Origin of the sequence: Paracoccus sp. SCN 68-21, from assembly GCF_001724535.1 — a bacterium.
Taxonomy (GTDB): domain Bacteria; phylum Pseudomonadota; class Alphaproteobacteria; order Rhodobacterales; family Rhodobacteraceae; genus Paracoccus; species Paracoccus hibiscisoli.
Genome location: NZ_MEES01000014.1, coordinates 26,394 through 51,071 on the forward strand (window position 1 = coordinate 26,394; position 24,678 = coordinate 51,071).

A 24,678-nucleotide genomic window follows, 5' to 3' on the forward strand; every position below is an offset into this window, starting at 1 on the left:
CCTAGCGCCAGTCGCCCCCCGGGCGATAGCGCGCCACCACGCGCGGGCCGTCCAGCGCCGACAGGCTCAGCCAGCCATTGTCGAACAGCGCCCTGAGATCCGGATGCCGCGCCAGGATCGCGCCCATTGCGGCGGGGTCCGCGTCGATCAGCACCGACAGGCGCAGCGCGTCATGGACGGGCCGCGTGCCGTCATGCACCGCCTGCCAGGGCAGGCCCGCGCGCAGGGTGCCGCCGTTCCCCTCGACCACGCCGATGCCGCCGGTGACGTTGTGGATCAGCTTGTCGCCGCCCCCGAACACCCGCGGCGCCAGGGTCGAGCCGTAATATTGCAGGCTGATCCAGCTGGCCACGACCACCGGCGCGGTCAGGATCAGCTCCAGCACGCCGTGATCGGGGTCACGCGCGCGGTCATAGCTGTGCAGGAAGGCGCGCCCCTGCAGGTCCAGCCCCCGCGTGACGGATCGCGGCGCGGCGATGAAGGCCGCGCAGCCCGCCAGCCCCCATTCGGGCCGCGTCTCGGCCCAGTCCCGGGCGCGGGCGGCGACGGTGGCGGGGTGCGCGCCGGGCAGGCGGGGGCTGCGTTCGGCCCGCGCCAGGGCGCCTGCCTGATCCAGCCAGTGCCGCGCCTGATCCAGGTCACCCGCATGGCCTGGCGTCGGGTCATCCGCGAACAGGGTCACCCAGTCGGTGGTGGTGTCATGCAGGCCCGCCACGAAAACGGTGTCGTCGGGAATGGGCAGGCCCCGCTCGGCCAGCCCCGCCCGCGTGTCCGCCATGTTCAGCAGCCCCGCCAGCAGCCGGGCCGAGACCGCGCCGCTGCGCCCCCCGCAGGCCCCGCAGTGATAGGCGCTGGCATGGGGGTTGTTCGTCACCTGTGCGCCATGCCCGACCAGCAGGACCAACCGCGCAAAGCCTTGGGTCAGGCCCATCGCCCGCAGGATGCCCGCCGCCAGATCGGCCTGCGCCTGCGGCCCCGGATCGGGCGACAGGACCGGGCGCGGCGCGGCCTTGGCCGCATGAACCTGGCCCAGGGCGCCCTTCAGCAGCTTGGCACCGTAGAGCGGCCCCGCCGCCTCGATGAAGGCGAAGGACGATACCGCCGCCTGCCGGAACCGGCCCCAGGCCCGGGTGGCGCGCGCGGCGATGCGGGCGGTCTGCTCGGCCTCCGGGGTGCCCTGGCTGGAGGCGGTCAGCCCCGCGTTCAGCAGCACCGGCAGATGCGCCTCGGCCAGGGTCGAGGCCGGGCCGTGATGCGCCACCGGCAGGCCGAAAAAGCCCGCGAACCCGATCGTCTCGATCCCCGGCCCCTGCGATTCCAGTGCGCGGCGCAGCACCTCGGAGCGCACGTCGATGCAGAAGGCCGCCTGCACCGCAGGCCGCGCGGGGGCGGGGGCGGCCGGGGACAGGCCCGCCGTCAGCCGCCGCAGATGCGCCCGTTCGGCCGCATCCTGCAGGATCGCGTCCAGCACGTCGTCGGGGGTGGGCTCGACCGGCTCGGCATGGGCGTGGGCGATGGCCTGCCATTCGGCGGCCAAGTCGGGGTGACGCGCCAGCAGCGCCTGATCCCAGATCAGCCGGATCGCCAGCAGGTCGGTCAGCGTGCGGTCCTGCCCACCCGCCATCTGCGCCTGCCAGGCCAGATAGCGCGCATGCTGCGCCCATCCGCCCAGGTCGATCAGCAGCCGGTGGCAGGCGGTGGTCGCGCCCTCGGGCGTCAGCGACAGATCGTGCAGCGCCGCCAGGATGGCGCGTTCGGCGGTGTCGGGGCTGGCCGCGACATGGGCGCAAAAGCCGCGCAGGCCCGCGATTTCCGGCGTCAGGTCATGGACCGCCCAATCCCGCCATGCGCGAAAGCAGTCCAGCCCCGGCGCGGGCGTCCACAGCGCCTGACCCTGATCGAACCGCCCCGCCGCCCACAGCCCCGTGCAGCGCGCGATCAGCGCGGGCCAGTCGATGCCCGTCCGCGCGGCGGCCAGATCGGCCACCGTGGGCAGGGCGCGGGGCGCAGGCGCGGGGGCGTACATCCGCGCCTTCAGCATCGCCAGATCGACGGGTTTCAGCGGATGCGGGCTGGCGATCAGCGCGCAGGCCAGGTCGTCATCGGTGATCGATCCGTCGGCGACTTGGGCCGCCAGCGCCGCGCGGGGCTGCGTCAGCGCGATGCCCGCGACGCGCGACAGGCGGGCCTGGGCGGTGGGCAGATCCTCGGTGGCCTGGCCCAGGAAGGGGTTCACGGCGACCGTCGCCTCCAGCGGAAAGGCCGGGGGGATGGCGCGGGCGGCGGCCATGGCCGCGTCCAGCAGGGCTGCGTCCAGATCGGGGGTGATGGCGGGATGGTTCAGGAACATGGCAACCTCGGATGTGAAAGGGGGTCAGGACCGGGCGGTGCGGAAACCGCCCGCCAGCCGGTCGAACAGCGCGTTCAGATAGAGGCCGTTGGCCAGGTGCACCCGCAGCGCCGCCGCCGCCGGGTGCCAGGCCCAGAGCGGGAACAGCGCCTGCGCCACCGCCACCAGCCCGAAGGAGGCCAGCGCCAGCACGATCAGCGCCCATTCCAGCGCACCGGGCACCGGCGGCTGCGGCAGCTGCCCGCCCCAGGCCAGCGCCGCGCCCAGGTGAAACCCGAAATAGCCCACCGCGCTGGCCAGCGCCGCCAGACCTGTGCGCCGCGTCAGCGCGACGGGGGCCGCATCGGCCAGCCCCTGCGCGATCAGATAGGCCACGCCCAGGATCAGGATCGCGCCAAGCGCCAGCCCCTGCGCCGATTTCGGCGCGCCCAGCTGCTGGAACACCAGCGCCACCCCCGCATAGATCAGCAGCGCCAGGCCAAAGGCGCGGGCCACGGCCCAGGTCCCCGGCACGGCCACGGGGCCGGGCTTGCGGTTGCGGGCCACATCCTCGACCGCCTGGCCCGAGGACAGGAAGGCATGTGCCTTGTACAGCGAATGGGCCACGATATGCAGCATCGCCAGCGCCCAGAGCCCCAGCCCGCATTGCAGCAGCAGGAACCCCATCTGCGCCACGGTGGACCAGGCCAGCGCCGTCTTGACTGCGCTTTGCGTCAGCATGACCGCCGCGCCGAACAGCGCCGTGAACCCGCCCAGCATGACCAGTGCCGCCATCGCGCCGGGGCTGGCCTGCATCAGATCGGCGGTGCGGATCAGCAGCAGCCCGCCGCCGTTCACGATGCCCGCATGCAGCAGGGCCGAGACCGGGGTCGGCGCCTCCACCACCTCGGTCAGCCAGCCGTGCAGCGGAAAGGCCGCCGTCTTGAGCGCCGCCGCCAGCACCAGCAGGGCCGCCGCCAGCGTCGGCACGCGCTCCGCCGCGGCGGCGATCGCGTCCAGATCGGTCGTACCGATCGCGCGCCAGATCACCGCGCAGGCCACCAGCGCCGCCAGATCGCCCGCCGCCCAGACCCGCGCGAATTTCGACGCGGCCCGCCGCGCGGCAGGCCGGTCCGCGCGAAACAGCAGCAGCTGGCGCAGGATCACGCCCGCCACCGCAAAGCCCGCTGTCATCAGGATCAGGCTGCCCGCCTGCACGATCACCATGACCGCCGCGAGACAGGCCAGAATGCCCGCCAGCGCGGCAGGCTGACCCGGCTCTGCCCGCAGATAGGTGCGGGAGTAACGCAGCACGACCCAGCCCACGAAGCCGACCAGCAGCCCCATGGTCACCCCCACCGCGTCCAGCCGCAGCGACAGCCCGGCGGCCAGATCCAGCCGCGCGGGACCGGTCAGGATCAGCTGCACCAGCCCCCCGGCCATCAAGGCCAGCGCGGCCAGGCCTGCCGCCTCAGCCAGGGCGGGGGGGGATTTGCGGCGAAGGATCAGGCTGGCGGCCAACAGCAGCGGTGGGGCCAGAAACGACAGGGGGAACAGCATCGGCACACCTTGGGGCGAATTTCGGTCACCGGCAGCGATACCCTATGGCGTAACTTTCAAAAATTACATATTTTAGGATCAAACGTTCTGTCTGATGGATGAATCATGAACCTGCACCACCTACGCCTGTTTCGCGCCGTCGCGATGGATGGCACGCTGACCGGGGCGGCGCGCAGCCTGAACCTGTCGCAATCGGCGCTGTCCACCCAGCTGCGCACGCTGGAGGCCGCGTTGGGGCACGACCTGTTCGACCGCCAGGGCCGCGGCCTGGCCCTGACCGAGGCCGGGCGCATCGCGCTGGACCATGCCGAGACGATCTTTCGCACCGCCGACGACCTGGCCGCCACGCTGCGCGAGACGGGCCGCGCACGCCGGGCGCTGCGGGTCGGGGCGCTGGCCACGCTGTCGCGCAACTTTCAGATGCAGTTCCTGCGCCCGCTGATCGGGCGCGCCGATGTCGAGGTGGTGCTTCGGTCCGGCGCGCAGGCCGATCTGCTGCGCGGGTTGGAGGCGATGGCGCTGGACGTGGTGCTGACCAACCACGCGCCCGCCCGCGATGCGGTCAGCCCCTGGCTGGTGCATCGGCTGGCCGAACAGCCGGTGGGCCTGATCGGGCGTAGCGATCTGGTGCCTGCGGGGATGGGGCTGCGCGATCTGCTGGGGGCGGTGCCGCTGGTGCTGCCGGTGCGGGACACGGCGCTGCGGGCGGGGTTCGATGCGCTGCTGGCGCGGCTGTCGGTGGTGCCGGGGATCGCGGCCGAAGCCGACGACATGGCCATGCTGCGCCTGCTGGCGCGCGAGGGGGCGGGGCTGGCGGTGATTCCGCCCATCGTTGTCCAGGACGAGTTGCAATCGGGCCTGCTGACCGAGGCCGCGCGGCTGGACAGCCTGACCGAGACCTTCTTTGCCGTCACCCAGCAGCGGCGGTTCCCAAACGCGCTGCTGGCCGCGCTGCTGGCGCCTGAGGCCTGAGCCTCAGCGCCGCCCCAGCAGCCGCGCGGCCAATGGCGCCAGCAGGATCACCAAGACGATCCGCAGGATGTGGTGGCTGACCACATAGGCCAGATCGGCCCCGGCAATGATGGCGATCACCACCATCTCGGCCTGGCCACCGGGCAGGAAGGCCAGGAAGGCGTCCAGCGCCGGGGCCAGCCCCAGCAGATAGACGATTTCCAGAAAGATCAGGCTGATGACCGCCAGGACCAGCGAATAGAGCAGCCCCGCCGTCACGTCGATGCGCAGCTCTCGTCCGGTGATGCCCACATATTTCACGCCCACCGCGATGCCGATGAAGAATTGCGCGGCCTGGATAATCTCAGCCGGGGGGCGGGTCTGGATGATGCCGGTCAGCGACAGCGCCGCGGTCAGGATCATCGGCCCCAGGATCGAGGCGCCGAACAGGCCCACCCGTTCGGCGATCTTCCAGCCCAAAAAACCCGCGGCCACCATCAGCGCGATCTGGTCCCAGGCCACCGACGAGATCGGCGCGCCCGGCGGCTGCGAGAGGTCCACCGACCAGTAGAGCGTCATGATCAGCGGCGCGACCGTGACGATGACCAGCACGCGGGTCGCGTGGATCAGCGACAGGGCGCGGATGTCGCCCCCGGCCTCCTCTCCAAAGACCAGCATGTCCTGCAGCCCGCCGGGCATGGCGGCATACCAGGCCGTCGGGTGGTCAAAACCGAAGCCTTTGCGAAATAGCGGATACCCCACCAGCGCGATCACCGCGATGAAGACCGGCACGATGGCCAGTGAGCCTGCGATGGCGGGCAGGCCGGTCAGAACCTCGGGCGTGATCGAGGCGCCCACGGCCACGCCCAGAAAGGTCCGCATGAACACGCCGAACTGGCCCGCGCCCTGCATCCGCACGCCGCACAGCGCGACGGCCAGACAGGCCAGCATCGGCCCCAGCAGCCAGGGCAGCGGCAGGCCCAGCATCAGGAACACCAGCGCGCCCACCAGGGCCGCGCCGAAGGCGGTCAGGCGTTTAGTCAATCGTAAGCTCTTCCAGAAGGGCCGCGTATTGGGCGCCGTGCATGTCGCGGTCGCTGGCCGCGCCTTGGATCACCGGGCGGGGCAGACTGAACTTGATCACGCGCAAATCGGGAATGTCGAACCGCTTCAGCGTCTCGGGCGCGGTGCGATACAGCGCGGCCACGCGGTCCGTGGACAGATCGCTGGTCAGGCGGTCATAGACGGCCGGATCGTCGCAGAAGACGTCGATGGTCACCCAGAACGGTCCGGCATTCTTGGACCGCACCTTGAGCACCAGATCGCCAAGCGTCGTCATGGGGTCACCTCGGTCACGGTCAGTCGGAACGCCGACATGGGGTCATCCAGCGCCATCACGTGGTTCAGCGCGAATTCATACAGCGGCCCGCGATCGGTCGTGGCGGGCGAATAGGGGAAGGCGAACGTCGGCAGCTCCTCGTCGTCAGTCAGCGGGTAATGCAGGACGAAGGGGTTGATCAGCTTGCCGATCTCGGCGGCCTCGGCTTGGGTCCGGGCGGTGACGATGCCCAGGACGCCGACCTCGACCGGGCTGCCGGTGCGGTTCTCCAGCGGGCCAAGCGCGCCATTCACGCCGATCAGGCGGAACTCCAGCCCGTAGTCGGCGGGGTCCAGGCCCATGCGCGTGGCGATCTCTGCCTGCAGAAAGCCGGTCAGGCGGTCGACCCAGGCCTGCGCGTTCTGCGCGTAATGGGCGTTGCGCAGGATCGCCAGGATAGTGGTCTGCCAGCCCGCGATGCGTGCGCCCTCCAGCTTGACCGTGTAGGGGCCGGGCACCCAGGACGACCCCTCGACCCGAACGCGGCGGTCGTCCAGCGCGGTGTATCGCGCCCCGGTCACGTCCAGATACCCGCCCGGTTCATAGAGCCGGAATGGGTCGGAATTCTCATAGAGCATATGCGCGGACACCGAATGCGGCGTGCAGCGCGCGCCATCGGCAAGCGGTTCGACCGTAAAGCCGTCGTGGTCGAAATCGACCATGATCACGCCTGAGGTCGGGTTCGTCGAACACAGCGCGCCGCATTCCGCGATCTTGGCGCCGTGCCAGACGCCGCCTGCCGCGTCCCCGCGCGACAGGGGCAGGGCGGCGATGGTGGCGGTGTCGGTCGTGCGGCCCGCGATGACGATATCGGCGCCGGTGGCCAGCGCGGCCTGGATCTGTTCCGCGCCCGCCAGCGCCACGATGTTGGTCAGATCGTCCAGCCGGATGTCGGGGGCGGGGGGCAGGGGGCTGATGCGACCGGCCTCCAGCGCCTCGGCCACGCGGGCGGTGGGCTGCTGGGAATAAAGGCGCGCCACGCGCAGGGTCTGGCCCAGTTCGCGGGCCAGCTCGACCGTGATGTCGAACATCCAGTCCACCGTGCTGTCGGTGCCGCAGGTGCCCGCGGTGCCGATGACCAAGGGCACGCCGGCCTGCGCGCGCGCCTGCATCAGGCTGCGCCATTCCGATTTCGTCGCCGCGCGCGAGTATTTCGACTGGCCCGCGCCAAGGCTGAAGGGCCCACTGTCAGTGGACCCTCCGTCGATGCAGATGATGTCGGGGGACAGGGCCACGCCGCGTTCCAGTGCCGCCCGGTCAAAGCCCAGGCCCAGAACGCCCGAGGGCACCAGAACGCGTGTGGTCATGTCAATCCTCGTTCAGGGTCGGGTCGTGGGGGACCGCAGGCTTCTTCAGGATTCGGCGCAGAAAGATCGGTGCGACAAAACCGACAATTGCCGCGATCAACAAGCCGATAGCGATGGGCGAGGACAGCAGATACCACCAGTCGCCGTTGGACAGCACCATGGCACGGCGCAGGTTGTCCTCCATCGCGTTGCCCAGCAGGATGCCCAGGATCACCGGAACCGTGGGAATGCCCAGCTTGCGCATGACATAACCCAGCACCCCGAAAGCCACCATCAGCAGCATGTCAAAGCTGGACCCGGTCAGCGAATAGATGCCCACAAAGGCGATCATCGTGACGCCCGGCAGCAGCACCCAGGCCGGCACCGACAGGATCTTGACGAAGACCTTGACCATGGGGACGTTCATCAGCAGCAGGACCACGTTGGCGATCAGCAGCGACGCGATCAGCGACCACACCACCTCGGGGCGTTCCGCGAACAGCAGCGGCCCCGGCGTGATGTTCAGCGTCAGCAGCAGCGCCAGCAGGACCGCCGTGGTGCCCGAACCCGGCACGCCAAGCGTCAGCATGGGCACCAGCGCACCGCCGGCGGCGGCGTTGTTGCCCGCCTCGGGGGCGGCGACGCCCTTGGGGTTGCCCTTGCCAAAGCTGGCCTTGTCGGCGCCCTTGGCGACCGATTTCTCGGCCATGTAGGCCAGAAACGATCCCAGGGACGCGCCCGCGCCAGGCAGGACGCCCGCGACAAAGCCGATGCCCGTGCCGCGCAGCATCGCGCCGCTGGTCTGCTTGAGCATCCGCCAGGGGACCAGGATCTTGCCCAGCTTGACGCCGATGGCGCTGTCCTTGCCGTGGCTTTCGATGAAGTGGAACACCTCGGCCACCGCGAACAGGCCGACGATGGCGACCAGGAAATCGACCCCGTCCATCAGGTGCAGTTCACCAAAGGTGAAGCGCGGCATGCCGGTGGTCTTGTCCATGCCGATCATGGCGATGCCAAGACCGATGGCGGCGGCCATCGCGGTCTTGGCCTGGTTCGACGATCCGATCCCGCCCAGGGTGCAGAAGGCCAGCATGTACAGCGCGAAATATTCCGCCGGGCCGAACTGATAGGCGACCCGCGCCAGATAGGGCGCAAAGATCATCAGGCCGATCGTGGCCAGCATGGCGCCCACGAAGGACGCCACGCCCGACACGACCAGCGCCTCGGAGGCTTTGCCCTGTTTCGCCATGGGATAGCCGTCCAGGGTGGTCATCATCGCAGGCTCGTCGCCCGGAATGTTCAGCAGGATCGAGCTGATCCGCCCGCCATACATCGCGCCGTAATAGACCGAGGTCAGCAGCACCAGCGCCGAGATCGCGTCCAGCCCCATCGAGAAGCTGATCGGGATCAGCAGCGCCACGCCGTTCGACGGCCCTAGGCCCGGCAGCGCGCCGATGATCGTGCCGACGAAGCAGCCGATGATCGCCAGCATCAGCGTATAAGGCGTCAGGGCGATGGAGAAACCCATCGCCAGATTGGCCAGTGTTTCCATGATCTTAGAACCCCATTCCGGCGGGAAGGCCACGCAGGCCCAGTCCCAGGATGACGCGGAAAAGCACGAACAGACCCACCGACAGGCCCAGGCCCGTGATCGCCGAACGAACCGGATTGCCGCCGATCTGCCAGCTGAGGATGCCCGCCACGATCGCCGTCGGGATCAGGAACCCAAGCTGAGAGATCGCCTGCGAATAGCCCATCAGCACCACCAGCGCGATGCCCAGCTGCAGGACCATCGGGCCCGCGGGCCAGTCCTCGTCGGGGTCCGGGCGCAGGATCATCACCAGCGAACACAGGATGACGACCGCCGCCACCAGATAGGGGAACACCCGCGGCCCGACGGGATCGGACATGAAGCTGGTCTGGATGCCGCGCGCACTGAGGATATACCCCAGTGCGACGATCAGCATGAACGCTCCGAAGAAACGGTCGCCCCGGGTCATTGCACCAGACCGATCTCGCGCGAGATGTCCTGGACGTCCGCGATGCTCTGGTTGACGAAGGCTTCGAACTCGTCGCCGAAGAGGGCGTAGGATTCCAGGCCGTTCTCGGCCATCACGGCCTGCCACTGCTCGGATTCGCCGACCTGGCGCAGCATGTCGACCCATTTGTCATAGTCTTCGTCGCTGACGTCCTTGGGGACATAGACGCCGCGCCAGTTCATCGACACGCTGTCGATGCCCTGCTCCTTGGCGGTGGGCACGTCGTCGAAACCGGCCACGCGCTCCTCGGACAGGACCGCGATGGGGCGCACGTCGCCCGAGCGGATAAAGCCGGTGATCTCGGACAGATCGCCCGTCATAGCCTGCGCGAAACCGCCGACGGTCTGGGTGATGGCATCCGCGCCGCCGTCCAGGCCGATATACTTGACCGAGCGCATGTCCTCGAACCCGGCCTCGTTCAGCAGCATCAGCACCTTGAGGTGGTCATAGCCGCCGACGGCGGATCCGCCCGCGAACGCCACGCTGGCCGGATCGGCCTTCACCGCCTCGACCAGATCGGTCAGGTTTTGGAACGGGCTGTCCTGCGCCACGACGATTACGCCGGGATCACCGCCGATCGAGCCGACCCACCGCACCTGGTCCGCCGTGGCGCCCGCAAAGGCGTTCTGTGCCAGGCGCGTGGTCGTGGACGACGACGCCGCGACGAAGACCTCGGGGTCGCTGCCGCGCTTGCTGACGACCTGGGTATAGGCCACGCCGCCACCGGCACCGGCCAGGTTGGTGACCTGCACCATGTTGGGCACCAGCCCCAGTTCGGTCATGATCCGGCCGATCTGGCGGCAGGTAAAGTCCCAGCCACCGCCGGGGTTGGCGGGTGCGATGCATTCGGCGGCGCTGGCCGGAATGGCAACGGTCATCAGCAGCGCAGCAGCGGCTGCACGGGTCCAGATTTTCATGGTGTCCTCCCAGACATGTCCCGCATTGGTCGCGGGCTTGCGGGGTCAACCATTTGGTGAAAAGCTGACACGAACCTGTCACCCGATGCCTGAAAGTTCAGCGGATGCGTTTTCTTCTGGTCGAAGACAGCGAGGATCTGGCCCGCGCCGTCGCCTCGCGGCTGGCGATGGAGGGGCATGGGGGTGGACCATGCCGCCACCCTGGCCGATGCGCGGCATTTTCTGGAAAGCGTCCCTTACGATCTGATCCTGCTGGATATTTCACTGCCCGATGGGGACGGGCGCGATTTCCTGGTGCGTGAACGGGCAGCGCGGCGGGACACCCCGGTGATCATGATGACGGCCAGCGCCTCGGTCAGCGACCGGGTCGGCACGCTGGATCAGGGTGCCGACGATTACATCACCAAGCCCTTCGATTTCGGCGAATTGCAGGCCCGGTGCCGGGCTGTGCTGCGCCGCCATGCGGGGGCGGCGGACAGCCGGCGCCATTTCGCGGGCTTTGTCTTCGATGCGTTGGCGGCCACCGTGACCGTAGGCCCCGAGACCCGAGAGCTGCGCGCCCGAGAGCTGCGCCTGCTGGAGATCCTGCTGTCGCGCTCCGGTCAGGCCTATTCCAAGGCGCATCCGATCGACCGGCTGTTCTCGTTCGACGAGGAGGTCAGCGACAACGCGATCGAGGTCTATGTCGGCCGCCTGCGCCGCAAGCTGGAGGGGTCGGGCGCACGGCTGGAGACGCTGCGCGGCGTCGGCTATCGGCTGATTCCCGAATGACGCCGCGCGTTTGGCGCCGCTGGCTGGAACCGGCGCGGCTGCGGTCGCTGCGGCACAGGCTGGTCTGGCAGTTCCTGGTCCTGTCCGCGCTGCTGGTGGCGGGGTTGTTCCTGACGGTGGGCTGGGTGGCCGAACGCGCGTCCCGAGCGTCGCAGGACGCGGTGCTGGGTGCCGCCGTCACCGCCATCGCCGAAGGCATCCGCAGCGTCGACGAGGGGCTGGAGATGGATCTGCCCTATGCGACCTTTTCCATGCTGGGCGCGATGGGGGACGAGCGGATCTTTTACGCCGTCACGGTTGGCGGGCAGGTCGTCACCGGATACGAGGGGCTGCCGCAGCCCCCGGTGGTGCCCGACGGGGTGGCGCCGGTCTTTTGGCGGGCCGACTATCAGGGGGCGGCGCTGCGGCTGGCCTCGGTCGCGCGGCCGATGCTGATCGATCAGCGGCTGTCGCAGGTCACGGTCAGCCTGGGCCAGACCCGCCAGGGCCAGGCCGCGATCGCGCGCGAGACCGCGCTTGGCGCGACCTGGGTGGCGCTGGCCTTTCTGGCGCTTGCGCTGCCGGTCGCGCTGTTGGCGGCGCAGGCGGTGCTGGCGCCGGTCCAGCGGCTGGCCGAGGTGGTGTCAGCGCGCGGGCCCCGCGACCTGTCGCCCGTCCGCCACCCCGCGCCCCGCGAACTGGCGCCGCTGCTGCGCGCGCTGAACGGGCTGATCGCGCGCCTGCGCGCCGCGCTGGAGCTGGCCGAGACCTTCATCTTCCGCGCACCGCATCCGCACGCCCCTGTCGCTGGTCCGCACCGAGGCCGAGCTGGCCCTGTCCGAGACGACCGACCCCGCCACCCGCGCCCGCCTGCGCCGCATGGTCCGCGCCATCAACGAAAGCAGCCGCTCGGCCAGCCAGATCCTGGACCATGCGATGGTGATGTATCGCAGCGACCAATTCGACGCGGGGCCGGTCGATCTGTCGGTGCTGACCGCATCCGTCCTGCGCGCCATCCGCCCCCTGGCCGAGATGCGCGACATCACGATCGTCGCGCGGGGGCTGGACAGCGCCTGCCCGGTGGTCGCAGATGAACGCATGCTGGAGATCGCGCTGCGCAACATCCTGGACAATGCGGTGAAATATTCCGATGCTGATGGCCGCATCACGCTGGATCTGGCGCGCCAGGGCCGCGAGGCCGTGCTGACCCTGGCCGATGAAGGGCGCGGGTTTCAGGGCGACCCAAGCCGCCTGCTGGACCGTTTCCACCGGGGGGCCAATGTGGGCGACGTGGCCGGGTCGGGCCTGGGCCTGACCATCGTGGCCGAGGTCGCCGCCGCCCATCGCGGCCGGTTCCGGCTGACCCCGCGCGACACGGGGGGAACATGCGCCGTCTTGTCCTTGCCGCTGGCCTGATCCTGGCGGGCCTGGCCCCCGCCCGCAGCTTCGAGATCGAGGCCGAGCGTCTGTTCGGCCCGCCCGACGGCGCGGTCATCCAGGTGCTGTCCACCACCGACACCCAGGCCTTTGCCCCGGTCCTGGCCGATTTCGCGGCCCGCCATCCCGGCCATGCGATCCGGTATGTGCAGGCCTCCTCGACCCAGATCCAGCAGGCCATCGCGCAGGAGGGGGCGCGGTTCGACATGGTCATCTCATCGGCGATGGACCTGCAGATGCGGCTGGTCAATGACGGCTATGCCGCGTCGGCCGCGCCCCATGCGCCGGACCTGCCGCCTTGGGCGCGGTGGCGCGACCAGCTGTGGGGGATCGCGCTGGAGCCGGTGGTGACGCTGGCCTCGCGCCAGGCCTTTGTCGATATTCCCGTCCCGCGCACCCGGCGCGACCTGATCGCGGCGCTGCGCGCCAATCCGGGGCGGTTCCAGGGGCGCGTGGCGACCTATGATCCGCGCATCGCGGGTGTGGGGTATTTCCTGCTGGCGCAGGACGACCAGGTGTCCGACGGGTTCTGGCGCCTGGCCGAGGTGATGGGGCGGCTGAACGCGCAGCTCTACTGCTGTTCGGGCGACATGTTCGACGATCTGCGCGCGGGTCGGCTGTCGGTGGTCTATAACGTGGTGGCCAGCTATGCCGCGCGCTATCGCCCCGACGATCCCGACCTGATCCAGATCGCCGATGAGGATTACACCCTGGCCATCGTGCGTTCGGCGTTTCTGCCGGTGGACGCGCCCGACCCAGTAGGGGGGCGGCTGCTGCTGTCCTATCTGCTGTCGCCCCCCGCGCAGGCGCTGATCGAGGCCGCCAGCGGCGTGTCGCTGACCCGCAGCGCCGCGACCGCGCCCAGCCTGCGGCCGATCCGACTGGATGCGGGGCTGCTGGTCTATTCCGACAGGCTGCGGCGCGGCGGATTGCTGGCCGAATGGCAGGCCGCGCTGATCCAGCCCAGCACGCCGCCCGCGCGGTGAAGCAAGGGCCCCGGATCGCGCCGGGGCCCTGTGGTCATGCTATTCCGCGGCCATCCGGTCGGCGGTGGGGTAATCGACATAGCCCTGCGCGCCGCCCGCATAAAAGGTCGACGGGTCCTGTTCGTTCAGGGGCAACCCGCGGCGGAACCGCTCGGGCAGGTCGGGTGTCGCGATGAAGTCGCGCCCGAAGGCCACGGCATCGGCCCGGCCCTCGGCCAGCAGGGCGGCGGCACTTTCGCGGGTCAGACCCTCGTTCGCGATGACCGGGCCGCCAAAGGCGTCGCGGATCGCGTCCAGCAGGCTGTCGGGGCCGATATGCTCGCGCAGGCACAGGAAGGCCACGCCGCGCGCGCGCATGTCGCGGGCCACCTGCGTGAACAGGGCGCGCGGGTCGCTGTCGCCCATGTCATGGCTGTCGCCGCGCGGCGCCAGATGAACGCCCACCCGGTCTGCGCCCCAGACGCCCACCACCGCATCGGTGATCTCGTTCAGGAACCGGACGCGGTTCTCGATGCTGCCGCCATACTGGTCCTGACGGGTGTTGCTGCGCTCCTGCAGGAACTGGTCGATCAGATAGCCGTTCGCGGCGTGGATCTCGACCCCGTCAAAGCCCGCATGGCGCGCGTTCTCGGCCGCCTGGCGATAGGCGTCGACGATGCCGGGGATCTCTTCGGTGGTCAGGGCGCGGGGCGTCACATAGGCGCGCTTGGGGCGCAGCAGGCTGACATGCCCGTCCGGCTGGATCGAGGACGGCGCCACGGGCAGCTGCCCGCCCAGCAGTTCGGGGTCCGAGATGCGGCCCACATGCCACAGCTGCAGATAGATCAGACCGCCACGCTCGTGCACCGCGCGCGTCACTTTGGACCAGCCCGCGATCTGGTCTTCGTTCCAGATGCCGGGCGTCGCCTCATAGCCCACGCCCATGGGCATGATGCTGGTCGCCTCGGACAGGATCAGGCCGGCGCCGGCGCGCTGGCTGTAATACTCGACCATCAGGTCGTTGGGCACGCGCACATCGCCCGCGCGCGACCGCGTCAGGGGCGCCATCACGATCCGGTTGCGCAGCGTCACCGCCCCCAGGGTCAGCGGTTCGAACATCGAGGACATCGCGTCCTCCTTTCCTTGATCTTGCTTGTGGGGCCTTGCGGTCCGGGAATTTCTGCGCGGGACCATCGCCCCGCCCGGCAGCAACTGTGCGCGCCGCGACCCGATTTCAAGACCGCCTGCCGCGTCGTCACAACGCCGTCACCGATGCGAAAAAACCTGTCCCGGCCTGCGGCGGCATCTTCCATGTGAGCGGTTCCGCGACTATCCAGGAACACATGGATATCATGTTGCTTACCACCTTCACCGCCGTGCTGTTCCTGCTGATCGCGGCGGCCGAGCCGCTGGCGGCCCGGCTGTCGCTGCCGTTCAGCGTGATGCTGGCGGCGGTGGGCATCCTGATCGGGGGCGGGGCGCTGTTCCTGTTGCGCACCAACCTGACCGATACGCTGAACCCGGTGGCTGAAAGCATCCTGTCGCTGCCCATCCGCTCCAGCGTGTTCCTCTATGTGTTCCTGCCGACGCTGATCTTTCAGGCCACGCTGGAGATGAACATCCGCCGGATGATGGATGACTGGGTGCCCATCATGACGCTGGCGGTGGTCGCGGTGGTCGCGGCGACGCTGACCATCGGCTATGCGCTGCACTGGGCGGGGGTGCCGCTGATGGTGGGCCTGTTGATCGGGGCGATCGTGTCCACAACCGACCCGTCCGCCGTGGTCACCATCTTTCGCAGCCTGTCGGCCCCCAAGCGCCTGTCGCGCATCGTCGAGGGCGAAAGCCTGCTGAACGATGCGGCCGCCATCGCGCTGTTCGGGCTGTTCCTGTCCTATGTCATGCTGGGCGTGCCGAACCCCAGCCTGGCCGAGGCATTGGGACAGTTCCCCGGCCTGATCGTCGGCGGTGTCGCCGCCGGTTGGGTGGTCGCGCGGGTCGCGCTGATGCTGATGGGGCTGTTCGGGCGGTTCGAGACGGCGCAGATCTCGGTCTCGGTCGCGGTGCCCTATCTGGCCTATATCGGGGCCGAACAGCTGCTGGGCGCGTCGGGCGTGATCGCTGTCGTGGTGGCGGGCCTGACGCTGAACCTGATGGGGCCGGGTCGCCTGACGCCGGCCTTCTGGGTGAACCTGCGCGAGGTCTGGGGCCTTCTGGCGCATTGGGCGGGGGCGCTGATCTTTATCCTGGCGGCGCTGCTGATCCCGCGCCTGCTGGGCGAGGTGCGGCTGAACGACCTGTATCTGATCGGGGTCGTGGTGATCGCGGCCTTTGTCGCCCGCGCGCTGATCCTGTTTCTGCTGCTGCCCCTGCTGACCAGCATGCGCCTGTCGCCCAAGATCCAGCACCCCTACCGCATGGCGATCATGTGGGGGGGGCTGCGCGGCGCGGTCACGCTGGCGCTGGCGCTGGCGGTCACCGAAAACCTGCGCGTCCCGGTCGAGACCAAGCGCGTCGTTGGGATCCTGGCCACGGGCTTTGCGCTGTTCACGCTGATCGTGCAGGGCACGACGCTGCGGTGGGTCATCGGCCTGCTGGGCCTGGACAAGCTGTCGCCGCTGGACCGGGCGCTGTCCAATCAGGTGGTCGCCGTCGCGCTGCAGACGGTGCGCGAGGGCGTGGCCTCGGTCACCGAAAATTACGACCTGACCCGAGAAACCGTCCGATCCGAGGCCAAGCGTTTCGCCGCCCGCCTGGACAGCGCGGTCGAGGCCGCCGAGGCCGACGACAATGCCCAGATCCTGGACCGCGACCGCATCACCTTGGGGCTGATCGCCCTGGCCGCGCATGAACGCGAGGTGATCGTCCAGCGGTTCCGCGAACGCGCGATCTCGGCGCGGCTGTCGGAGCAGGCGCTGTCCGACGCCGATCGCCTGATCGAGGGCGCGCGTCAGGGCGGACGCACGGGCTATCAGCGGGCGGCGCGCTCCAGCCTGCGCTATGGGCCGGCGTTCCGGTTCGCGGCCTTCCTGCGAAACAGGCTGGGCATCGCGGGACCGTTGGGCCGCATGACCGCCGACCGGTTCGAGATGCTGCTGGGCAAGCGGCTGATCCTGCGCGACCTGCACGGTTTCATCGACCGGCGCATCCGCCGCATCCACGGCCGTCGCGTGGCCGAGCTGCTGCACGAGCTGCTGCAGCGCCGCATCGAGGCGGTCGAGACCGCGCTGTCGGGCCTGCGCCTGCAATTCCCCGGCTATGCCGAGGAGCTGGAGCGCCGCTTTATCCGCCGCACCGCCCTGCGTCTGGAAGAGCGCGAATATAACGCCCTGCGCGATGACGGGCTGATCGGTGCCGAGGTTCACATCCAGCTGATGGACGACATCCGCCGCCGTCGCCAGCAGACCGAAAGCCGCCCCACGCTGGATCTGGCGCTGCGCAAGAACCAGGTGGTCCGGCAATTCCCGCTGTTTGGCGATCTGGACGATGCCGAGCTGAAGCGCTTGGGCCGCGAGATCCGCACCCGCTATGTCAATGCAGGCCATGTGATCACGCGCAAGGACACGCCCGCGCGGTCGGTGTTCTTCGTGGCTTCGGGCGCGGTGGAACAGGAGGTTGCGGGCCAGACCACGCGGCTTGGCCGCGGAGAGATGTTCGGCCAGATGGGCGTGCTGACCCGCCGCATCCGCCGCGCCGAGGTGCGCGCGATCACGCCGACCACGCTGCTGGTGCTGGACGAGGCGGGCTTTCGGCGGCTGCTGAAACGCTCGGCCGCGCTGCGGCGCGCGGTGCGCGACAGCGTCGTGGGCAAGACCGTCGCCGAAGAGGTGCTGCGCATGCCCGAACTGGCCCAGGACGCCCCGCCCGATCAGCGCACCCCGCCCACGCCTCCGGCCGCGCCGCCGATGCCCGCCGACCCCGCGCCGCTTGGCGATTCCGCACCAACCCGCTAGACCCACGCTGACGACCCCGACGACAAGGCCCCCTGCCATGGACATTCCCGCCCAGACCGCCACCCGCATCGCCCGCCAGATCGCCACCGAAATCGGCGCGAACCCCGCGCAGGTGACCGCCGCCGCCGACCTGCTGGACGGGGGCGCGACCGTTCCCTTTGTCGCGCGCTATCGCAAGGAGGTCACGGGCGGGCTGGACGACACCCAGCTGCGCACCCTGGCCGAGCGGCTGTCCTATCTGCGCGAGATGGAGGCGCGGCGGGCCTCGATCCTGGGGTCGATCCGCGATCAGGGCAAGCTGACCGACGATCTGGCCCGCGCCATCGGCACGGCCGAGACCAAGGCCGCGCTGGAGGACATCTATCTGCCCTTCAAGCCCAAACGCCGGACCAAGGCGATGATCGCGCGCGAGAACGGGCTGGAGCCGCTGTTGCGCGCCATCCAAGCCGATCCGTCGCGCGATCCGGCCGCGCTGGCCCCGGCCTATCTGTCCGAGGCCGTGGACAGCCCCAAGGCCGCCCTGGACGGCGCCCGCGACATCCTGGTCGAGGAGCTGTCGGAGAACGCCGAGGTCCTGGGCCCCCTGCGCGATTTCATGCGCCGAGACGCCCGCATCAGCGCCCGCGTGGTCCCCGGCAAGGAGGAGGCGGGCGCCAAGTTCAGCGACTATTTCGCCCATTCCGAAGGCTGGTCGGGCATTCCCGGCCACCGCGCTCTGGCCATCCTGCGCGCCGCCAAGGAAGAGGTCGTGACCATCGAGATCGCCCCCGAACCCGAGACCGGCACCGCGCGGGCCGAGGGGATCGTGGCCCGCGGTCTGGGCGCGGTGGGGCAGGGGCCGGGCGCCGAGTGGCTGCGCGGGGTCGCGGGCTGGGCGTGGCGGGTGCGGCTGTCGAACACGATGTATATCGACCTGCTGACCGAGTTGCGCGCCCGCTCCCATGCCGAGGCGATCCAGGTCTTTGCCCGCAACCTGCGCGACCTGCTGCTGGCGGCACCCGCCGGGCCGCGCGCGACCTTGGGGCTGGACCCCGGCATTCGGACCGGGTGCAAGATCGCGGTGGTGGACGGCACCGGCAAGCTGCTGGACACCGCGACCATCTATCCGTTCCAGCCCAAGAACGACCTTCGCGGGGCCGAGGCCACGCTGCTGGCGCTGATCGCGAAACATGGCGTCGACCTGATCGCCATCGGCAACGGCACCGCCAGCCGCGAAAGCGAGCGCCTTGTCGCCGATGTGCTGAAACGCCTGCCCAAGGGCGTCAAGGCGCCCACCAAGGTGATCGTCTCCGAGGCCGGGGCCTCGGTCTATTCCGCCTCCGAACTGGCCGCGAAGGAGTTCCCGGACCTGGATGTCAGCCTGCGCGGCGCGGTCAGCATCGCGCGGCGCCTGCAGGACCCGCTGGCCGAGCTGGTCAAGGTGCCGCCGCAATCGATCGGCGTGGGGCAGTATCAGCATGACGTGGATCAGCGCCAGCTGGCCAAGTCGCTGGAGGCCGTGGTCGAGGATGCCGTGAACGCCGTGGGCGTCGATCTGAACACGGCCTCGGCACCGCTTCTGGCGCATGTCGCAGGGCTGGGGCCGTCGCTGGCGCAGGCCATCGTCGCGCATCGCGATGCGCAGGGTGCGTTCCCGTCGCGCGCGGCGCTGAAAAAGGTCGCGGGCCTGGGCCCCAAGGCGTTCCAGCAATGCGCCGGTTTCCTACGCGTGCAGGGGCCCGAGCCGCTGGACGCATCGGCTGTCCACCCCGAGGCCTATGGCGTCGCGCGCAAGATCGTGGCCGCCTGCGGGCGCGATCTGCGGTCGCTGATGGGGGATGCCGGGGCGCTGAAGGCCGTGAACGCCCGCGACTTCGTCACAGATGATTTCGGCCTGCCCACTGTGCGCGACATCCTGGCCGAGCTGGAGAAACCCGGCCGCGACCCGCGCCCCGGTTTTGTCACCGCCAGCTTTGCCGAGGGGGTCGAGGACATCAAGGATCTGCGCCCCGGCATGTCGCTGGAGGGGACTGTGACCAATGTCGCGGCCTTTGGCGCTTTCGTCGATATCGGGGTGCATCAGGACGGGCTGGTCCATGTCAGCCAGCTGGCAGACCGGTTCGTTAAGGACCCGCATGAGGTGGTCAAGGCCGGCGACGTCGTCCGCGTCCGCGTGACCGAGGTTGACGTGCCGCGTAAGCGCATCGGCCTGACCATGCGCAAGGACAACGCCCCCACCGACCGCCCCGCCCGCGAACCCGCAAAGCCGGCGCCCCGTGCCACGCAGGCCGCGCCCAAGGGTGCGGGCGCCTTTGGCTCGGCCCTGGCCGATGCGCTGCGCAAGCGATAGGAGCGCGTGATGACCCCGCTGGACGACCCCGATCACCGCGCCTTTCTGATCCGCGATGCGCATCACGCGCTGGATTTCTTTGACGCCAGCATCCGGACGACGGGCGGCTTTCATGTGCTGGACCTGGATGGCACGCCCCTGCCGGGCACGGTGCAGGAGCTGCACACGACCACGCGACTGGTCCATTCCTATGCGCTGGCTCAGATGGCCGGGCGGCCTGACCGTGCGGGGATCGTGGATCAGGGCATGGACTGGCTGTGGCGCGCGCATCGTGACCGCGATCAGGGCGGCTATCTGTGGGCGCTGGACCGCACCGCGCCTGTGGAGGGGCCCAAGCTGGCCTATGGGCATGTGTTCGTGCTGCTGGCGGCCTCCAGCGCCAAGATGGCCGGGCACCCGGATGCCGACCGCCTGCTGAAGGATATCACGCAGGTGCTGGACCGCCATTACTGGGACGACGACGCGGGCCTGTTTCGCGATGAATTCACCCGCGACTGGCAGGTGTTTTCCAGCTATCGCGGCATGAATGCCAACATGCACGGGGTCGAGGCGCTGCTGGCCCATCATGAGGCCACGGGCGATCCCCGCCCCCTGGAGCGCGCGGGCCGCATCCTGGATTTCTTCATCGCGGGGCAGGCGGCGCACCACGGCTGGCGCATCCCCGAGCATTACGACGACCGCTGGCAGCCCGACCACGCCTATGCGGGCAACCCGATGTTCCGCCCCGCAGGCACCACACCCGGCCACAGCTTCGAGATGGCGCGCCTGCTGCTGCAATGGTGGGATCTGGCCGGGCGGCCCGGCGCGGACGCCCCCGCGCAGGCCCGCGCGCTGGTCGAGACGGCGCTGGCCGATGCCTGGCTGCCGGGTGGCGGTCTGGCCTATACCCTGCGCGAGGGTCGCGTGGACAACCCCGCCCGCTACTGGTGGCCGGTGACCGAGGCGATCGGCGCGCTGGCCGCCCTGATCAAGCTGGACCCGCAGCCGCAGGACGCCCTGTGGTATCGTCGCCTGTGGGATTTCGCCCAAAGCGCGTTGATCGACCAGCGTCAGGGCGGCTGGTTCCCCGAACTGGCCCCTGACGGCACGCCCGATGCCCGGCAGTTCGTGGGCAAGCCCGACATCTATCACGCGATCCAGGCCGATCTGCTGCCGCTGGTCCCGGGATTGTCGCGGGCGGCGCAGGCCCTGGCCGCCACGAAACCCTTGAAATGGAATGGCACGGCTGATTAACCTTTGTTTACGAGGCGCGAACGCGCTTGACGAGGCGGGGCCGGGCGGGACATCCGGAGTGCCTCGGTCGAAATGCCTGATTTGACAGGTCTGTTCAGTTCAAGGTTCACAGTCCACGATGTCCTCAATCGATCCCAATCTGCGCGCGCTTGACCTTCTTGCCGGGGCGGAAGGGGGCTTTGCCCTGTCGATTCTGGACGCCTCGCCGGATTGCATCAAGCTGCTGGATCTAGAGGGTCGGGTGATCTTCATGAACGGCAACGGCCTCTGCGCCATGGAGATCGACGATTTCACCGCGGTCGAACGCAGCCCCTGGCCGGCGCTGTGGCCCGCCGAGGCCGAGGCCCGGCTGATCGACGCGATGCAGGCCGCCCGGGAGGGGCGCGTGTCGCGGTTCGAGGCGTTCTGCCCGACCGCCAAGGGCACCCCGCGCTGGTGGCAGGTCACGGTGTCCCCGGTCGCGGATGACAGTGGCGCCGTGCGGCGCATCCTGGCCTCGTCGCGCGACGTGACCGAGATGGTCGAGGCCCGCCTGCAGCTGGAGCGAGAGGTCGCCCGCAAGGATGAGGCCATCGCCCGCCAGACCATCCTGATGGGAGAGATCGACCACCGGGTCAAGAACAGCTTTGCCGCCGTGATCGGCCTGCTGCGCATGCAGTCGCGCCTGCATGCCGGCGGCCCGGCCGAGGCGCAGCTGACCGATGCCGCCAACCGCATCTCGACCCTGGCGCGGGTGCATGACCAGCTGCACCTGGACCCGGCCAGCGGCGATGTCAGCCTGCGCGACTATATCGCTGCGCTGGCCACCGACCTGGCGCAGGCACTGAACGCGCCCATCGCGCTGGACGACCGCCTGCCGCCCGATCTGCGCGTGATGCCCGCCCAGGCCGCCGCCATCGGCCAGATTTTGGCCGAACTGATCGGCAACGCGGTCAAGCATGCGCGCCCGCCGGGGCGTCCGGGCCTGTGGCTGGGCCTGACGCAGCTGGGCGGCATGCTGTCGATGGCGCTGGCCGATGACGGGCCGGGCCTGCCCCCCGATTTCGACCCCGAACGGTCGCGCGGCCTGGGCATGCAGATCTGTCGCGTCTATGCCCAGCAGATGGGCGGCGCGCTGCATCACGGTCCCGCCGAACAGGGCGGTGCCGAGTTCCGCGTCACCCTGCAGCTGGATACCGCTGCGGCATCCTGACCGGGCGGGAACCGTCCGGCCCCTTCGGCGATTGACATCCCGAACGCGGGCGTCCACCGCTGCGCGCCTTGCCTGTGCCTGCCCCCACCCCCTTTCCCTGAACAGGAGCCGCCGATGCGGATGAAGATCGACGTGACGCTTGACTATGCGCTGGAACAGCCCGGACCCGCGCTGCTGCTGATCGAGGCGGCCGGCGTGCACGGCCAGATCCTGAATCGCGCCACGATCGACCTGGGCCAGCCGCAAAAGATGGCCCGCGTGCCCGCCGAGGAGGGCATCGGGGAACGTATCGTGATGTTCCTGGAGGAACGGCTGACCTGCCGCTATTCCGCTGAGGTTCACGTGCCCCGCACCCGCCCGAACCTGGATGCGCTGGAGGCCGTCGCGGTCGAGGACATGCCCGGCGACGCCCTGCGCTATCTGCTGCCGTCGCGCTATTGCCAGGCCGAGCGGTTCGGCCATTTCACCGCGTCCCGGTTCGAAGGGCTGACCGGCGGATCGCTGGTCGCCGCCATGCGGGACTGGGTCGAGCGTAACCTGGACTATGTCTCTGGCGCCAGCGACGCCAACACCACGGCGGCCGACACGTTCCTGGACCGGCGCGGCGTCTGCCGCGATTACGCGCATCTGCTGATCGCGCTGTGCCGCGCGCAACAGATCCCGGCGCGCATCGCCAGCGTCTATGCCCCCGAGGTCCAGCCGCAGGATTTCCACGCGGTCGTGCAGGTCTATCTGGGCGGAGAGTGGTATCTGGTCGATCCGACCGGCATGGCCCATGCCGACCAGATGGCGCTGGTCGCGGTGGGGCGCGATGCGGCGGATGTGGCGTTCCTGACCACGACCTCGGTCGCGGATCTGCGCACGCAGAGCGTCGAGGTCACAGCCCTCTAGGCCAGCGCGCCCAGGATCAGCAGCAGCCCCGCCAGCACCGTCGCCCGCCGGATCAGCGCGATGCCCCGCGCCAGATCGGCGGCCCCCGGATCAGGGGCGCCGCCGTTCAGCCAGGGCTCGGGCGCGACGCGGTTGCCATAGGTGCGGGGACCGGACAGGCGGATGCCTAGGGCGCCCGCCATCGCCCCCTCGGGCCAGCCCGCATTGGGCGACCGGTGCGTGCCGGCATCGCGCCAGGCCACCCGCAGCGCCGCCATCCCGCGCCGCCCGGCGGCCAGCGCGATCAGCCCCGCCGTCAGCCGCGCGGGGATCAGGTTCGCCACATCGTCCAGCCGCGCGGCGACCATGCCGAAGGCCTCGTGGCGTGGGGTGCGGTGGCCGATCATCGAATCCATCGTGTTGATCGCCTTATAGGCGGCGATGCCGGGCAGGCCGCCGACCGCCGCCCAGAACAGCGGCGCGATGACGCCGTCGCTGCTGTTCTCGGCCAGGCTCTCCAGGCTGGCGCGGGCGAGGTCGGGCGTGTCGGCCTGCGTCACGTCGCGCCCCACGATCATCGCCGTCGCCGCCCGCGCGCCCGCCAGATCGCCCGCAGCCAAGGGCACCGCCACCGCGCGCAGGTGCTGGTCCAGCGATCGCGCCGCGACCAGGGGCCATGCCAGCACCGCCGCCACCCACGGCCCCAGCCACGCCTGGATCAGCGCCGCCGGAATCAGCGCGGCCAGCACGACGACGATCACGGTCAGCGCGCCTTTGGCCCGCCGCGCGCGGCCCCGGTTCAGGCCCCGGTCCAGCGCCGCGATCAGCCGCCCGGCCCAGGTGACCGGATGCCCGATCCGGCGATAGACCGCATCGGGCCAGCCGATCAGCGCATCCAGGATCAACGCGATGGCCGCGATCATCGCCATGGCCTCAGTCCTCGGCGCGCAGGTTGACGGCGTCGACCGCCCAGGCATCGCCCGCCCGCCGCAGCACCGTGATCGACAGGGGCGCGACCGAAAAGGACAGCGCCGCCGCCCCCACCACCATCGACAGCGCCGCGCGCACCGTGCCCGCATGGGCGACGATCACCGTGTCGCGATCCAGCGCGTTCAGTACCGGGATGACGCGGGCCGCCATGTCGTCAAAGCTCTCTCCGCCGGGGGGGCGATGGCGGGCCAGCGCGCCCGGGGGCAGGGGCCCCAGATCGGGCAGCAGGGCGGGGTCCGTCCCCTCCCACGCGCCCAGGTCCTGTTCCCACAGTGCCGCCTCCAGCCGGTCGGGGGTCAGATCCAGCGCCGCCGCCGTCTGCCGACAGCGCAGCGCCGGGCTGGCGATCACCTGGCCCGGTGTCAGGCGGGCGCGCTGACGCGCCAGGGCGGGGGCGTCGCCGCAATCGGCGGGCACGTCGCGGCGGCCCGCCATCAGGCCGCCGGCAAGGCTGGGTGCGTGGCGCAGGATGGTCAGGCGCATGGGTCCGCTCCGTCTG

General features: G+C 70.0%; 19 protein-coding genes and 3 pseudogenes. 11 read left to right on the plus strand and 11 right to left on the minus strand.

Going from position 1 to position 24,678, the window contains the following annotated elements:
• Position 1 precedes the first annotated feature (1 nt).
• Complete coding sequence (locus ABS73_RS06395) at positions 2-2,350, minus strand: YbcC family protein (protein ID WP_277018622.1); 2,349 nt, start codon at positions 2,348-2,350, stop codon at positions 2-4.
• Between the two features lie 24 nt (positions 2,351-2,374).
• The gene (locus ABS73_RS06400) at positions 2,375-3,889 is read right to left on the minus strand and encodes a proton-conducting transporter transmembrane domain-containing protein (protein WP_277018620.1); all 1,515 of its coding nucleotides are present in this window, start codon (positions 3,887-3,889) and stop codon (positions 2,375-2,377) included.
• A gap of 105 nt (positions 3,890-3,994) precedes the next feature.
• On the opposite strand from ABS73_RS06400, the gene ABS73_RS06405 reads away from it, so the two are divergent.
• Positions 3,995-4,861 (plus strand): LysR family transcriptional regulator, encoded by an 867-nt coding sequence (locus tag ABS73_RS06405; RefSeq protein WP_277018619.1) that lies wholly within the window; start codon positions 3,995-3,997, stop codon positions 4,859-4,861.
• A gap of 3 nt (positions 4,862-4,864) precedes the next feature.
• Here ABS73_RS06405 and ABS73_RS06410 read toward each other — a convergent pair whose 3' ends face one another.
• Genes ABS73_RS06410 through ABS73_RS06435 form a run of 6 tightly spaced genes read right to left on the minus strand, consistent with a single transcriptional unit; the run spans position 4,865 to position 10,460 of the window.
• The gene (locus tag ABS73_RS06410; protein WP_277018664.1) at positions 4,865-5,827 is read right to left on the minus strand and encodes an AbrB family transcriptional regulator; all 963 of its coding nucleotides are present in this window, start codon (positions 5,825-5,827) and stop codon (positions 4,865-4,867) included.
• A 49-nt stretch (positions 5,828-5,876) separates the two neighbouring features.
• Positions 5,877-6,179: a DUF4387 family protein gene (locus tag ABS73_RS06415; protein ID WP_277018616.1), complete on the minus strand. Its 303-nt coding sequence runs from the start codon at positions 6,177-6,179 to the stop codon at positions 5,877-5,879.
• A complete protein-coding gene (locus tag ABS73_RS06420) occupies positions 6,176-7,525 on the minus strand; it encodes an acyclic terpene utilization AtuA family protein (RefSeq protein ID WP_277018614.1) in 1,350 nt (449 codons plus the stop codon). The genes ABS73_RS06415 and ABS73_RS06420 overlap by 4 nt, the downstream gene beginning before the upstream one ends.
• 1 nt (position 7,526) lies before the next feature.
• A complete protein-coding gene (locus ABS73_RS06425; RefSeq protein WP_277018612.1) occupies positions 7,527-9,056 on the minus strand; it encodes a tripartite tricarboxylate transporter permease in 1,530 nt (509 codons plus the stop codon).
• 4 nt (positions 9,057-9,060) lie between these two features.
• On the minus strand, positions 9,061-9,471 hold the full coding sequence (locus ABS73_RS06430) for a tripartite tricarboxylate transporter TctB family protein (RefSeq protein WP_277018610.1): 411 nt from the start codon (positions 9,469-9,471) through the stop codon (positions 9,061-9,063).
• Positions 9,472-9,500: 29 nt separating this feature from the next.
• Positions 9,501-10,460 (minus strand): Bug family tripartite tricarboxylate transporter substrate binding protein, encoded by a 960-nt coding sequence (locus ABS73_RS06435; protein WP_277018608.1) that lies wholly within the window; start codon positions 10,458-10,460, stop codon positions 9,501-9,503.
• Between the two features lie 104 nt (positions 10,461-10,564).
• Between ABS73_RS06435 and ABS73_RS06440 the strand changes: the two are divergent.
• The 5 genes and pseudogenes from ABS73_RS06440 (at position 10,565) to ABS73_RS06455 (ending at position 13,633) form a co-directional block, all read left to right on the plus strand.
• Positions 10,565-11,231: pseudogene (locus ABS73_RS06440) on the plus strand (response regulator transcription factor).
• A pseudogene (locus ABS73_RS16735) lies at positions 11,228-11,947 on the plus strand (sensor histidine kinase N-terminal domain-containing protein); the annotation flags it as partial. The pseudogenes ABS73_RS06440 and ABS73_RS16735, both read left to right, overlap by 4 nt.
• A 97-nt stretch (positions 11,948-12,044) precedes the next feature.
• Positions 12,045-12,107: pseudogene (locus ABS73_RS16740) on the plus strand (hypothetical protein); the annotation flags it as partial.
• A 126-nt stretch (positions 12,108-12,233) separates the two neighbouring features.
• Positions 12,234-12,626 carry a sensor histidine kinase gene (locus ABS73_RS06450; RefSeq protein WP_502686047.1) on the plus strand — a complete coding sequence of 131 codons (393 nt, stop codon included), beginning with the start codon at positions 12,234-12,236 and terminating at the stop codon, positions 12,624-12,626.
• Positions 12,596-13,633, plus strand: coding sequence for an ABC transporter substrate-binding protein (locus tag ABS73_RS06455; protein WP_277018601.1), 1,038 nt, complete (start codon positions 12,596-12,598; stop codon positions 13,631-13,633). The genes ABS73_RS06450 and ABS73_RS06455 overlap by 31 nt, the downstream gene beginning before the upstream one ends.
• Before the next feature lie 39 nt (positions 13,634-13,672).
• Here the strand turns inward: ABS73_RS06455 and ABS73_RS06460 are convergent, their stop codons facing one another.
• Positions 13,673-14,740, minus strand: coding sequence for an alkene reductase (locus tag ABS73_RS06460; RefSeq protein WP_277018599.1), 1,068 nt, complete (start codon positions 14,738-14,740; stop codon positions 13,673-13,675).
• A 215-nt stretch (positions 14,741-14,955) separates the two neighbouring features.
• On the opposite strand from ABS73_RS06460, the gene ABS73_RS06465 reads away from it, so the two are divergent.
• The 5 genes from ABS73_RS06465 to ABS73_RS06485 all read left to right on the plus strand — a co-directional run bounded on the left by ABS73_RS06465 (position 14,956) and on the right by ABS73_RS06485 (position 23,210).
• The gene (locus ABS73_RS06465; RefSeq protein WP_277018597.1) at positions 14,956-17,565 is read left to right on the plus strand and encodes a cation:proton antiporter; all 2,610 of its coding nucleotides are present in this window, start codon (positions 14,956-14,958) and stop codon (positions 17,563-17,565) included.
• Between the two features lie 37 nt (positions 17,566-17,602).
• On the plus strand, positions 17,603-19,894 hold the full coding sequence (locus tag ABS73_RS06470) for a Tex family protein (protein ID WP_277018596.1): 2,292 nt from the start codon (positions 17,603-17,605) through the stop codon (positions 19,892-19,894).
• Positions 19,895-19,903: 9 nt separating this feature from the next.
• On the plus strand, positions 19,904-21,127 hold the full coding sequence (locus ABS73_RS06475) for an AGE family epimerase/isomerase (protein ID WP_277018594.1): 1,224 nt from the start codon (positions 19,904-19,906) through the stop codon (positions 21,125-21,127).
• Between the two features lie 118 nt (positions 21,128-21,245).
• The gene (locus ABS73_RS06480; RefSeq protein WP_277018592.1) at positions 21,246-22,319 is read left to right on the plus strand and encodes a sensor histidine kinase; all 1,074 of its coding nucleotides are present in this window, start codon (positions 21,246-21,248) and stop codon (positions 22,317-22,319) included.
• 114 nt (positions 22,320-22,433) lie between these two features.
• The gene (locus ABS73_RS06485; protein ID WP_277018590.1) at positions 22,434-23,210 is read left to right on the plus strand and encodes a transglutaminase-like domain-containing protein; all 777 of its coding nucleotides are present in this window, start codon (positions 22,434-22,436) and stop codon (positions 23,208-23,210) included.
• Here ABS73_RS06485 and cbiB read toward each other — a convergent pair.
• Together cbiB and ABS73_RS06495 are read right to left on the minus strand one after the other, a co-directional pair.
• Positions 23,207-24,118 (minus strand): adenosylcobinamide-phosphate synthase CbiB, encoded by a 912-nt coding sequence (cbiB, locus tag ABS73_RS06490; protein ID WP_277018587.1) that lies wholly within the window; start codon positions 24,116-24,118, stop codon positions 23,207-23,209. The genes ABS73_RS06485 and cbiB overlap by 4 nt on opposite strands.
• A 4-nt stretch (positions 24,119-24,122) precedes the next feature.
• Positions 24,123-24,662, minus strand: a complete 540-nt coding sequence (locus ABS73_RS06495) for a histidine phosphatase family protein (RefSeq protein ID WP_277018584.1) — start codon at positions 24,660-24,662, stop codon at positions 24,123-24,125.
• Positions 24,663-24,678 lie beyond the last annotated feature (16 nt).

What these genes read in the sequence shown, in the direction of transcription:
- ABS73_RS06480 (WP_277018592.1), top strand. Translation starts at nt 21,246, where the DNA reads ATGTCCTCAATCGATCCCAATCTGCGCGCGCTTGACCTTCTTGCCGGG.
- ABS73_RS06495 (WP_277018584.1), bottom strand. Translation starts at nt 24,662, where the DNA reads ATGCGCCTGACCATCCTGCGCCACGCACCCAGCCTTGCCGGCGGCCTG.
- ABS73_RS06470 (WP_277018596.1), top strand. Translation starts at nt 17,603, where the DNA reads ATGGACATTCCCGCCCAGACCGCCACCCGCATCGCCCGCCAGATCGCC.
- ABS73_RS06455 (WP_277018601.1), top strand. Translation starts at nt 12,596, where the DNA reads ATGCGCCGTCTTGTCCTTGCCGCTGGCCTGATCCTGGCGGGCCTGGCC.
- ABS73_RS06405 (WP_277018619.1), top strand. Translation starts at nt 3,995, where the DNA reads ATGAACCTGCACCACCTACGCCTGTTTCGCGCCGTCGCGATGGATGGC.
- ABS73_RS06485 (WP_277018590.1), top strand. Translation starts at nt 22,434, where the DNA reads ATGCGGATGAAGATCGACGTGACGCTTGACTATGCGCTGGAACAGCCC.
- ABS73_RS06475 (WP_277018594.1), top strand. Translation starts at nt 19,904, where the DNA reads ATGACCCCGCTGGACGACCCCGATCACCGCGCCTTTCTGATCCGCGAT.
- ABS73_RS06395 (WP_277018622.1), bottom strand. Translation starts at nt 2,350, where the DNA reads ATGTTCCTGAACCATCCCGCCATCACCCCCGATCTGGACGCAGCCCTG.
- ABS73_RS06460 (WP_277018599.1), bottom strand. Translation starts at nt 14,740, where the DNA reads ATGTCCTCGATGTTCGAACCGCTGACCCTGGGGGCGGTGACGCTGCGC.
- ABS73_RS06400 (WP_277018620.1), bottom strand. Translation starts at nt 3,889, where the DNA reads ATGCTGTTCCCCCTGTCGTTTCTGGCCCCACCGCTGCTGTTGGCCGCC.
- ABS73_RS06410 (WP_277018664.1), bottom strand. Translation starts at nt 5,827, where the DNA reads ATGCTGGGCCTGCCGCTGCCCTGGCTGCTGGGGCCGATGCTGGCCTGT.
- ABS73_RS06425 (WP_277018612.1), bottom strand. Translation starts at nt 9,056, where the DNA reads ATGGAAACACTGGCCAATCTGGCGATGGGTTTCTCCATCGCCCTGACG.
- ABS73_RS06415 (WP_277018616.1), bottom strand. Translation starts at nt 6,179, where the DNA reads ATGACGACGCTTGGCGATCTGGTGCTCAAGGTGCGGTCCAAGAATGCC.
- ABS73_RS06420 (WP_277018614.1), bottom strand. Translation starts at nt 7,525, where the DNA reads ATGACCACACGCGTTCTGGTGCCCTCGGGCGTTCTGGGCCTGGGCTTT.
- cbiB (WP_277018587.1), bottom strand. Translation starts at nt 24,118, where the DNA reads ATGGCGATGATCGCGGCCATCGCGTTGATCCTGGATGCGCTGATCGGC.
- ABS73_RS06465 (WP_277018597.1), top strand. Translation starts at nt 14,956, where the DNA reads ATGGATATCATGTTGCTTACCACCTTCACCGCCGTGCTGTTCCTGCTG.
- ABS73_RS06430 (WP_277018610.1), bottom strand. Translation starts at nt 9,471, where the DNA reads ATGCTGATCGTCGCACTGGGGTATATCCTCAGTGCGCGCGGCATCCAG.
- ABS73_RS06435 (WP_277018608.1), bottom strand. Translation starts at nt 10,460, where the DNA reads ATGAAAATCTGGACCCGTGCAGCCGCTGCTGCGCTGCTGATGACCGTT.